Source organism: Lentzea alba (assembly GCF_011067745.1).
Classification (GTDB): Bacteria; Actinomycetota; Actinomycetes; order Mycobacteriales; family Pseudonocardiaceae; genus Lentzea; species Lentzea alba.
In genome coordinates this window covers 517,179-527,023 of record NZ_JAAMPJ010000007.1, presented here as the reverse complement: position 1 = coordinate 527,023, position 9,845 = coordinate 517,179, and the positions used below count along the sequence as shown (strand labels likewise).

7 protein-coding genes are annotated in these 9,845 nt (G+C 69.2%); all 7 read right to left on the bottom strand.

Features of this window, described 5'->3' with window-relative positions:
- Positions 1-13 precede the first annotated feature (13 nt).
- Complete coding sequence (locus tag G7043_RS27095; protein WP_166050142.1) at positions 14-1,843, bottom strand: ABC transporter ATP-binding protein/permease; 1,830 nt, start codon at positions 1,841-1,843, stop codon at positions 14-16.
- Positions 1,843-4,134, bottom strand: coding sequence for a M20/M25/M40 family metallo-hydrolase (locus tag G7043_RS27090; RefSeq protein WP_166050140.1), 2,292 nt, complete (start codon positions 4,132-4,134; stop codon positions 1,843-1,845). The genes G7043_RS27095 and G7043_RS27090 overlap by 1 nt, the downstream gene beginning before the upstream one ends.
- Positions 4,134-6,053 (bottom strand): cobalamin-dependent protein, encoded by a 1,920-nt coding sequence (locus G7043_RS27085; protein ID WP_166050138.1) that lies wholly within the window; start codon positions 6,051-6,053, stop codon positions 4,134-4,136. Before G7043_RS27085 ends, G7043_RS27090 begins: the two co-directional genes overlap by 1 nt.
- A complete protein-coding gene (locus G7043_RS27080) occupies positions 6,050-6,253 on the bottom strand; it encodes an MbtH family protein (protein ID WP_166050136.1) in 204 nt (67 codons plus the stop codon). Before G7043_RS27080 ends, G7043_RS27085 begins: the two co-directional genes overlap by 4 nt.
- A 2-nt stretch (positions 6,254-6,255) precedes the next feature.
- Entirely contained in the window at positions 6,256-7,260 is a 1,005-nt protein-coding gene (sbnB, locus tag G7043_RS27075) for a 2,3-diaminopropionate biosynthesis protein SbnB (RefSeq protein WP_166050134.1), read from the bottom strand.
- A gap of 42 nt (positions 7,261-7,302) precedes the next feature.
- Positions 7,303-8,262, bottom strand: coding sequence for a 2,3-diaminopropionate biosynthesis protein SbnA (gene sbnA, locus G7043_RS27070; RefSeq protein ID WP_313888086.1), 960 nt, complete (start codon positions 8,260-8,262; stop codon positions 7,303-7,305).
- Positions 8,263-8,474: 212 nt separating this feature from the next.
- On the bottom strand, positions 8,475-9,821 hold the full coding sequence (locus tag G7043_RS27065; protein ID WP_166050130.1) for a KamA family radical SAM protein: 1,347 nt from the start codon (positions 9,819-9,821) through the stop codon (positions 8,475-8,477).
- Positions 9,822-9,845: the final 24 nt, after the last annotated feature.

Genomic DNA, 9,845 nt, shown 5'->3' with positions numbered 1-9,845 from the left:
CGAGTTCCTTGTGTCATGCGATACGCCAACGGATCCAGCGGGACGTCGCGGCGAGACCGAGCACGGTCATCCCCAGCAGCACGGCGATGTCGACGAGGAACATCCCGCCGAGATCGCCGCTGAGGGCGTGCCGGAGTCCTTCCGCGGCGTAGGTGGGTGGCAACAGGTAGCCGATGAGCCGCAACGGCAACGGCAGCGACTCCGGTGGGATGAGCACCGGCGCCGCCAGCAGCAGAACGAAGATCAGCAGGTTCGTGATCACGACGATCACGTCCATGCTCTCCACGACCGTGCCGATCGCGAGGCCCACCGCGGACAGCGCGAGGCACGTCAGCGGCAGCACGACCAGCAGCATGGGGGACAGGACCAGGTCGGCGTCGTACATCAGCCGCGCCGCCACGATCGGGGTGACCAGGCCCGGCAGGATCAGCAACAACCGGGAGAACACCAGCGCGGCCAGGAACGCCGTGCGGCTGATCGGCAGAGACACGTAGTACAGCAACATCCCGCTCGTGCGCACCACGCCGACGCGTTGCGCCAGCGTCGCGATCCCCTCGGTGGCGACGGAGAACACCGCGGCGCCGCTCACGATGTAGAGCAGGCTGTTCTGGTCGGTGAGACCGCCGCCGATCCTCGTCAGCCCGAACACCATGGCCACCGGCATCAGGAAGCCGAACAACAGGCTCCACCACCAGGTGGACCTGACCTCCAGCATCTGTTCCAGCCAGAGGTACTTGAAGCTCGTCAACCCTCGGGCGAGGCGTTCGCGCAGAGCCGGCTTCACCGGCGCCGCCACCGGGACGGCGGGCGGGGCGAGGACGGCCACCCCGGCCGGAACCGCCGCCGAGCCCGCCGAGCCCGCCGAGTCCGTGACGTCCACTGTGGACGGTTCGGGGTCCGGGCCGTCGCCGAGGCTCAGGTACACGTCCTCCAGCGACGGCCGGGAGAGCCGGAAGTCCTCGATCCCCATCGTCCGCATGCCCTCGGTGACGACCGTGACCAGCTCCGGCATCCGCGCCGGGGCGCAGTGCACGAGGTAGCGGCCGTCCCTGGCGCCGGGAACCACGGTGCCGGTGGCGCCGAGCAGCGCGAGCTCACCCGGTCCGAGCTCGCCGCCGTCGCGGACCTGCAGCTCCATCCGCACGGTGTCGCCGAGCCGGTGCTTGAGCTCACCGGGCGACCCGAGCGTGACGATCCGGCCGCGCCTCATCACGGCGACCCGGTCGACGACCGACTCGGCCTCCAGCACGTTGTGGGTGACCAGCACGACCGTGGCGCCCTCCTCGGCGCTGCGGCGGGCCAGGACGTCCCACACCAGACGGCGGTTGTGCGGGTCCAGCTCGTTGGTCGGCTCGTCCAGCACCAGCAGCTTCGGCCGGCCCATGAGCGCCATGCCGAAGTTGACCAGCCGCATCATGCCGCCGGAGAGCTGGTTGACGTACCGGCCGGCCACCGGGCCGAGGCCGAGCTCGTCGATCAGCGAGTCGGTCTGCCGCAGCGCGTCGGCCTCGCTCTGCCCGCGCAGGCGGCCGGTGTAGTGCAACGCGCGCCGCACTTCCAGCTCGCGCATCGCGAGTTCGGTCTGCGGCAGGAAACCGGTGATCCGCTTGACCCCGTCCGGGTCGGCCACCACGTCGACGCCCTCGACCGTGATCGACCCCGATGTCGGCCGGACGAGCCCCAGCAGCTGCGAGACGAGGGTGGTCTTGCCCGCGCCGTTGGCACCGAGCACGCCGAACACCTCGCCCCTGGCCACGCTGAACGTCAGGTCGTCGTTCGCGAGGATCAGCTGGTTCGTGCGGTAGCTGCGGGTCAGGTTCCGCACCGTGATCGCGTCGGTCATCAGATCTCCACGACGTGGCGGACGACGGAGGTGTCGGCCGGGGTGAAACCGAACGGCATCAGCGAGGTGTCCTCGGGTCGTGGCCCGGCGTGGGCGGCGACCTCGTCCGGCAGGCCGATCGTCTGGTCGGCCGCGTCCACGGGCAGCGGGCCGGGGGTGACGAGACAACTCAGCTCGAACGTGTCGGAGTCGCCGGTGTACTGGAACACCACGGCGCCGGTGTAGTCGGCGTCCTTGGCGAGCGTCGCCTCGTCCATCCGCGTGCCGGCGAACGTGCACTCCCGCAACCGATCCTGCGGCAGGCGGACGACGATCCGCCACGCGTCCCGGCGCGACGTCACGGAGAACTTGACGGCCCGCGGTTCGGCACCGCGGTCGTCGGCGAGGACCTTCACCTCGGGCGGCAGCAGGTCGAGCCGGGGCGCGTCCGCGGCGAGGAACGAGTCCGGGCCCTCCTGCGGGAAGTACGTGGTCGCCCGCGTCTCCCGGGGGGAGGCGCCGAGTACCGACGACGTCCAAGCGTCCGTCTCGTCGGCGCGGGTCATCCACGTCGACGTGTTCTCGGTCAGGTCCCGGACGTACAGCAACGCGTTCGTGCGCGGCTCGGTCCGGTCGAAGCCCGAGCGGGCGAGGCCGGTGCCGACCAGCGCGAGCGCCACGACGACGGGCACGACCACGGCGGCACGGGGGAGCGGCGTGAGCAACGGCAGCAGGAGCAGCCCGCCCAGGACGGCGACCGCGATCGCCACGGCGGCGAGTTGCAGGCCGAGCGCGACCAGAACGGCGCCGACCAGCGGTGCGAACAGCACCACGGCGACCGCCGCGGGCAGCCCGAGGAGCAGCGCACCGGCGTGTCCGCGCCGGATGCTCCACCAGAACGCCACGAGCCCGGCGAGAACCGGCCACTGCAGCAGGTAGGACGCGCCCGGCACGATCACCGCCGTCGCGGCCACCACCACCGTCCCGACCAGGAGCACACCGCCGATCACCTCGGCCTGCTCGCGGCGTCGCACCACCCCGGCGGCCGCGAGCACGACGGCCGCGGCGGCGACCAGGAACCCGGCCACGAACCAGCCGCGCTCGTACGGTTCCTCCAACGGCAGCGCCGACAAGCCCGGCCGCACGACCAGCACGAGCTGCCACAGCCCGACGCCCACCGCGACCGTGATCGCGATTGCGCCGACCGACACCCCGGCCACCGCCAGGACTCCAGCCGTCCGCAACGCTCCGCGGTGCGCGCCCACCACGACGAGGACCGCGAGCCCCAGGACCGTGACGAGGGCGAGGACCAGGGCGAGCCAGGCCGGGTAGTGCACCAGCACGCGGGCGAACAGGTCGAAGTAGACGGCGTTCGAGTCGGAACCGAGCGTGCGCAGGTCGGTGGAGCCGAGGCGGTCGACGAGCCCGAGCATGGTCTCGCCGTGGTGCTGCAGGCTGTCGCGGTCCAGGTTCGCGATGTCGTCGTGCGGCGAGTGGTAGTCGTGGAAGCCGTCGAGGAACGCCGCGTTCAGGCCGCGTGCGCCCGCGTCCTTGAAGACCGTGAAGTCCGTGCCGTTGGGCATCCGCTGGTAGATCTCGTAGGCGAGCGAGTTGCCCGCCGGACGGGTCCCGGTGCCGGCGTAGGCGTCGATCAGCTCGGTGTTGCCGCTGCTGGTCTCGAACATCAGCACCGGGCCGGAGCTGCCGCGGGCCTCCCAGTTCAGCACCGCGCCGAGCCAGTCGACCCCGCGGGAGCGGACGAACCTCTCCGCGCCGAGAGCGCCGATCTCCTCCGCGTCGGTGAACAGGAACGCGACGTCGTTGGGTGTGCCGCCCCGGGCCTTCAGCGCCCTGATGGTCTCCAGCAGCCCGGCCACCGCGGCGCCGTCGTCCGCCGCGCCGGGACCGGTCGGCACCGAGTCGTAGTGGGCGACGAGCAGCAGCGTCTGCCCGCCGCTGCGCTGCGGGTCGATGCCGGGCAGCCGGGCCAGGACGTTGTGGACGTTCGCGGCGGGGAACGGGTTGCCCCACCCCGCCCGCACCACGTCACCGCTGTCCACCTCGACCTGCGCGCCCAGCGAACGCGCGGTGTCGGCGACGTACGAGCGCACCCGCGCGTTGTCCGGGGTCCCCGTCGGGTGCGGACGTTGCGCGATCTGCTCCAGGTGGACGGCCGCGCGTTCGGCGGAGAACTCCCGCGCCGGGACGTCACCGGAACGGGCGGGTGGTGGCGCGAACGCCACCACCGCCAGTGCCCCGAGCAACGTGATCCCGGCGAGGACGCCCAGTGCTGGGCGTCGGTCGAGCAACATCAGGCTCCCGTCGAACGCCAGATCGGCGCGATGTTCTCGATCTTCTCGATCATGCCGTGGCAGTAGTTCGCGTTGTGGTCGATGCTCTGCCCCGCCATGTACGGGTACTGCAGCCGCTTGTAGTCGACGACGAACCGCGGCCCCTGCGGCACCAGCGGATCCAGCCGCACCGACCGGCGCAGTTCCTCGTGCCAGGACGGGTCGAGCTCGACCGTGCGGGTGCGCCCGGACGCTGCGGACACCACGACCGTCTCGAAAGGACGATCGAACTCCTCCAGCGGCGTGGAGGAGTAGATGTACGGCCGGTTCACCAGGTCGATCTCGAACAACGCCCGCGCGGTCGGGTCCGACCACCACGGCTGCGCCGCCACGAAGTCGCGCAGGTGCCGGGTGAACAGCGCCCGGTGCTCGTGCAGCACCATGTGCACGAACAGGCCGTAGTTGCCGACGTCGTAGAACAGCGCGTCGCGGATGGAACGCTCCACGTAGGACTTGATGGCGTCGTCCTCGGGCAGGCCGCGCCAGTGCTCGACCATCCCGGAGAACAGGTCGGGGAACGTCGTGATCCCCTTGCCCGTCAGGTACTTCGCCGTGGCGCGCAGGCTGCGCGTGTTGTGCACCGCGTGCACGGCGTAGAAGTACCGCATGCCCTCGGCGAACTCGTCGGGCGTGACCTGCTCCGTGCCGATCACGATCTGCGCCTCGGCGACCTCACCACCGGCCGGCCGGGTGATCAGGCCGAGCTTCTCGCGGTTGTGGTAGATCGGCGTGTTGTTCAGCAGCAGGTGCGAGTACGAGATGATCGTGTGCGCGTCCCGCTCGCACAGCGTGCCGATGCCGTGCTTGAACGTCTCCAGCGTCTCGCCGGGCAGCGGCCAGATCAGCTCGATGAACGAGCTCAGGCCGCGGTCGCGCAGGTCGTCCTGCACCGAGCCGAACGCGTCGAGCTTGATGTTGTCCCTGGCGATGATCTTCAAGCTGGTCGGTTCCAGCGTCTGCATGGAGACCGGCTGGGACGCGACCAGCCCGGCCTCCTGGAAGATGCCGGTGATCTTGGTGACCGCGTGCGGCTTGTTCTTCGCCGAGGAGAAGTACACGACGTTCGGCAGCCGGTACTCGCGGGTGAGCGAGGCGATGTGCTCGGAGAACTCGACGTCGCGGGCGAGCATGCCCCAGTTCGCGTCGGCGATGTAGAGGAACAGCGTGCCGTTGCGCGCCATCCAGGTCAGCTCGTCGCGCACCCGTTCCTCGTCGAACCGGTAGACGCGGTCGTTGGTCGCCGCACCCCAGAAGCAGAAGCCGCAGTGGTACGGGCAGCCGCGGTTGGTCTCGATGATGCTGATGCTGTACTCGTCGGAGATCAGCCCGGTCAGGAACGGCGACGGGATCGTCTCGAGGTCCTTGATGCGCGGTCGTTCCGGCGTCGTGACCAGCTGTCCGTCCCGGTACATCGTCAGCCCGGCCACGGTGGTGAGGTCCGGTGCCGGCGCGGTGAGCTCGCGCAGGTACTCGGTGAACGTCACCTCGCCCTCGCCGTTGCACACGATCATCCGCTCGTCGGCCGGGTCGAGGTAGCGCAGGCCGTGGTGCATCACCTGCGGCCCGCCCAGGACGATGTGCACGTCGGGACGGGCCTCGCGCAGCCGCACCAGCAGCTTGCGGACCAGGCCGACGTTCCACACGTACGTCGAGAACGCGAACACGTCGGAGTCCTTGGCCAGCAAGGCCTCCGCGATCGTGTCGAGCGGCGTCTTGATGCTCGTCGTGTACTTGTCGAAGCGGAACTCCTTGCTCACCACCGGATCCGTCGACGCGTACGCCTCGAGGTAGCCCGACACGAGCGGGGTGATCCGTTCGAACACCGACAGCTCGACGGTGGTGACGACCTTCCTGGTGTCCAGGAGCACGCCCGCGGTCATCGTGCCTCCCCCGCGGTGAGCCGCTCGCGCACGGAACGCGGCGTGAGGTCCGTCCACACCTCTTCGACGTGCGCCAGGCACGCCTCCTTGGTGCCGGTGAACCCGATTTCGGTCCAACCGGCTGGAACGGGCCGGTCGGCGAACCAGACGGAGTGCTGGTCCTCGTGGTTCACGACCACGGTGTACTGGATCTCGCTCATCGTCACCTCACCGCGCTGCCGAAGAAGTCGTCGATGACCGTGCCGTCGTTCCGCTCGGTCACCTGCTCGTACACCCACTTGCCGATCGCCAGGTCGAGCACGCCGAGCCCGAACGGCGAGTAGATGGCCGCCCGCGCCGGGTCGCGCCGCACCACGCCGTTCAGCACGTCGGCGATCGTGCCCGCGACGAACGCGCGGTCGCCCGTGCGCTGTTCGGTGAGGTGCAACGACGTGCGTTCGCGGACCGCGTGGTCCACGTCGTCGGTGATGTTCTGGCCCGCGAGGATCACCTCGGGGGACAGGTCGCGCAACGACAGGTGCAGCACCGTCGGCGCGTGGGCGAACAGGCCCGGGTCGCTGATGTGCGGCTCGCCCGCGACGGTCGCCAGCACCACGAGGTCGCAGTCCTCGATCGCCTCGGCGGCGGTGTCCACAGTGACCACGCCGGTCGCACCGTCCTCGGTGAGCGTCTCGCCGAACCGGTCCGCGTTGGCGCGCACGGTGTCGTAGAGCCGGAAGCCGTCGATCCGCCACTTCAGGTCGCGCAGGAAGCGCCAGACGTGGCCCGCGATCAGGCCCGTCCCGATGAAACCGACCCTGCGCGCGGCGCGCTCACCCGCCAGCGCTTCGGCGCCGAGCACGGCGGAGGCCGCGGTGCGCGTCGCGGAAATGATCGAGGACTCCAGGCACGCGAACGGATAACCGATCTCGGTGTCGTTCAGGATGAGCATCGCCGACGCGCGCGGGATACCACCTGCGGTGTTGTCCGGGAAACTCGCGATCCATTTCATGCCCGCGACGCCGAAATCACCGCCGAGATAGGCCGGCAGCGAGATGATCCGCGAGTTCGGCTTGTGCGGAAAACGCAGGAAGCTGCTGTGCGGGTTGGAGCTGTCTCCGGCGGAGTGCGTGAGGTAGGCGCGGCGAACGAGATCAACGCACTCCTCGGCGCTGCCATTCACGCACGAGTGCACGTCATCGCCCGTGATAACCCGTACCGCGGGCACGCGAAGCTCATTCGAAAAACTGGACAACTTGTTCCTTCCAGGTCATCCGGCCACTGTCGCCGGTGTGCGCGTTTCCTCGCCGAGTGCTTCCGCGACCCACGTGTTGTTGTAGACGGTCTCCGCGTAGGCCGTTCCGCGATCAGCGCAGAGGAACAGCGTTCTCGGCCATTCGGTGGAATTGCCCCGGCCGGCGAAGTAGCGCTGGATCGCCGCGTACGTGCTGCCGGTCGAGCCACCCACGAACAGGCCGGAGCGGCGCAGCAGGGCCCGGCAGCCGCGGACCGCCTCGTGTTCGCTCACGATCACGACGTCGTCGATCTCGGCGCTCGCCACGAGCGGCGGCACGATGCTCGACCCGAGCCCCGGCAGCTTGCGCGCCCGCGGCGCCCGGCCGAAGATCACGGAGCCCTCCGTGTCGACCGCGATGACCTTGACCTGCGGGAACTCCTTCTTCAGGCGCTGTGACAGGCCGGCCAGCGTGCCGCCGGTGCTGACCCCGATGAACACGTAGTCGAGGCTGTCGAGCGTCCCCGCGATCTCCCCGCCGGTCAGCAGGAAGTGGGCCTCGGCGGCGTCGGCGTTGGCGTACTGGTTGGGCCAGTAGGCGCCGGGCAGGGCGGCTTCGAGCTCCTGGACGCGGGCGAGCCTGCTCAGCAGGAACCCGCCGGAGCTGTCGCGTTCGGTGACCTTCTCGACCCTGTCGCACGCCGCCCGCAAATACTGTTCCGTGGCGACGTTGCAGTTCGGGTCGATCACCGGCACGAAAGCTATCCCGAGTGCGCGGCAGAACGACGACATGGCGATCGCGAAATTCCCGGAAGAAGATTCGACCACCGTGGTGGAAGAGGTGATCTCGCCGCGTTCGACCGCGCGTTTGAGAATCCAGAACGCCGCCCGGTCCTTCACGCTCCCGGTGGGGTTGCAGAACTCCAGCTTCGCGTGCAGATCAACGTTGTCGTCGTCCACGGACACGAGCGGAGTCGGGCTGAATGAGCGTTCCACCTCATTCAGCCTGTTGGTCAGCGCGGTCATGTCGCTACCAGAACACGAGTGCGGCGCAATCCTTTGTGACGATGTCCCAGTGGCGGTACCATGTCCCCCTGCACGTGATCAGTCTTAGCCCCAAGCCCCAGTGGAGCCATCGTAAGCACGCTTGTCTCGCGTTGTCCACAAATCACTGGAAATCGTCAGCGAGTGGACGTCTGACCAGCAGTTCACGTGTCCTCCCACCGCTTCCTGCCGATTTCCCCGAGCGTGGAGATCGGGTCGTAGTAGGGGTAGCGCCGGTCCAGCGCCCCCGGATCGTCGCCCTCGACGGTGGTGCGGTAGTTCTTGGTCCAGTACGAGATCCCGAGCTCCCGGTCGTACTCGGCGAGCTGGTGGACCCATCTCTTCCCGACGTACGGCACGTCGCACACGATGCGCGGCGTCGCGTATCCGGGCAGGTAGCCCATGATCGCGTGCTGCAGCTCCTGCGCCTCCCAGACGGCCACCCGCCAGTGCTCGGCGTTGGGGATCATGTCGCACAGGTAGAAGTAGTAGGGGAGGATGTTCGCTTCCCCTTGCAGGGCAAAGCAAAGATCCAGCAGGTCGGCGGGGGTGGCGTTAACGCCCCGCATCAGCACGCCCTGGTTGCGCACGTCCCGGACGCCTGCCGCCAGCGCCGTCCGCGTCGCTTCCGCCACCAGCGGCGTGACCGACTGGACGTGGTTGACGTGCGTGTGGATCGCCAGGTTGACGCCCCGCTGCAAGGCCGTGCGGGCAACGCGTTGCAGGCCCTCGACCACGCGCGGCTGCAACCAGTGCTGCGGGAGTGCGGCCAGCGCCTTCGTGGCCAGGCGGATGTCCCGGACCGTCTCGATCTCCAGCAGCCGTACCAGGAACGATTCCAGCTGCGGCCACGGCACGTTCGCCACGTCACCACCGGAGACGACGACGTCGCGGACGCCGGGAGTTCGCTTCAGGTAGTCGATGATCTGATCTTGCCGGTCGACCGGCTTCAGCAGGAGCTTGTGCTTGTCGATCAACGGCGTCGAGTTGCCGACCAGGTCCATGCGGGTGCAGTGCCCGCAGTACTGCGGGCAGGTGGAGACCAGTTCGGCCAGCACCTTCGTGGGATAGCGGTGGGTCAGGCCCTCGACGACCCACATCTCGGCCTCGTGCAACGAGTCGCGCTGCGAATGAGGGTGCGACGGCCAGCGCGGATCCCGGTCCGAGGCGACCGGCAGCATGTACCGGCGCACCGGGTCGGCCAGGAACGCCTCGGTGAACGCCTCCGGGGTGAGCCGCGCTTCCACCGCCATCGTGTTGAGCACGTGTGGCGGCAACAGCATCGACATCGTCGCGAACGTCTCCTGGTCCGCGGCGAGATCGTCGTAGAACCGGTCCGTCAGCAACCCGCCGGCGACCAGCCCGAGCTGTTTGGCGTTCTTCACGCAGTTGACCCGCTGCCACTGGGCGTCGCGCCACTGCGCCTCGGTCACGTGCGCCCAGCCGGGGAACCGCCGCCAGTCCGGCTCCACCAGTTCACGACGCACGTACTCGTGCGGCTGGCCCGTCACCGAGCGGACCGCACCGTCGCCTGA

Coding starts and splice junctions, on each gene's coding strand:
- G7043_RS27095 (WP_166050142.1), bottom strand. CDS start 1,843: ATGACCGACGCGATCACGGTGCGGAACCTGACCCGCAGCTACCGCACG.
- G7043_RS27090 (WP_166050140.1), bottom strand. CDS start 4,134: ATGTTGCTCGACCGACGCCCAGCACTGGGCGTCCTCGCCGGGATCACG.
- G7043_RS27085 (WP_166050138.1), bottom strand. CDS start 6,053: ATGACCGCGGGCGTGCTCCTGGACACCAGGAAGGTCGTCACCACCGTC.
- G7043_RS27080 (WP_166050136.1), bottom strand. CDS start 6,253: ATGAGCGAGATCCAGTACACCGTGGTCGTGAACCACGAGGACCAGCAC.